Origin of the sequence: Desulfofundulus luciae, assembly GCF_030813795.1 — a bacterium.
Classification (GTDB): Bacteria; Bacillota; Desulfotomaculia; order Desulfotomaculales; family Desulfovirgulaceae; genus Desulfofundulus; species Desulfofundulus luciae.
In genome coordinates, this window is sequence record NZ_JAUSUX010000073.1 from 1 (window position 1) to 1020 (window position 1020).

The 1020-nt window shown below is 52.9% G+C and carries 1 protein-coding gene; it reads right to left on the minus strand.

Annotated features, from left to right (window positions below):
- Positions 1 to 704: DUF1670 domain-containing protein (locus J2Z49_RS14790; protein ID WP_307403957.1), on the minus strand; the 704-nt coding region annotated here is incomplete at its 3' end.
- Positions 705 to 1020 lie beyond the last annotated feature (316 nt).

The following is a 1020-nucleotide window of genomic DNA, read 5'->3' on the forward strand; positions in this document are numbered from 1 at the left end:
AATCTGAGGTGAACACCGGTAACCCGGGCAATATGCTCCCGGTTCAAGTCTTTACCGGCCAGGGCGGCCACCCGGCTGAAGTCCAGCTGCCAGCTTTCCCACTGGGATTCGGAGATAAACAGTTCTTCCCGGATTCTTGAGGGTCGTTCTCCGGAAATGGCCATTTGCAGAGCAAAGGTACTGCGAAAAACCCGGTTCCGGCGATGTTTTAGCGCCTGACCGGCCAGAGGAAGGCAAACCCCTTTCTCCCAGAGGGGTTTTAACCGCTCCCGGATGGATTTGGCAGTGATATTGGTGAGCAGTGACAGGTGGGGCTGGTCAAAGACCGCCCCCTGGAGATAGGCCTCTTCAATCAGCCTGAGCAGCCGCGCATTTTGCATGGCTTTCAGGCCAAATTCCCGGTGAATCTCCAGATCATCCGGTGCAAAAGGGGTGAGCACAACCGGCCGTTTGGGTAGAAGAGAATACTTTTCCCGCTGATGGGCATATTCGGCAGAAATGAGGGGGAAAACAATCTGGTTGATCATTCGGTCCGTTTCCTGGTTCAGAAAACCAAGACCTTTGGCAGCAACGGACCTGGCTTCCTCGAAGGACAATCCAAACCGGTCCATGCTTTCCCTGACCAGCCAGTGAAAAAGGCATTTTTGTTCGACAGAATTCGTTTGGACCAGGAGATTTTGGCGGTGAAACCTGGGGCGTCCCATGCAATCACCCCACATCGGATTTTTAGAGGGTCTTATGGGCTGGGGATATGCCGCTCTTGTGGGCAGCAGCCCTGTCCGCAAGTACGACAGTTGCCATGCTGTCGTACACAAAACTAAAACCCGGCTGCCCACAAGAGCTTGGATAACTCTGCGAGTTATCCACATATCCCCAGCCACGACTACGAATGACCATGACCATCATGACTACCATGTTATTCCTGAATACCAGTTTAATAGCGGGACTAAACATTGTCCAGCAACGGGTATAGCCTCTTTCGGGAGAGATTTCCCTTACGGGTTAAACCGGTGGATGGAG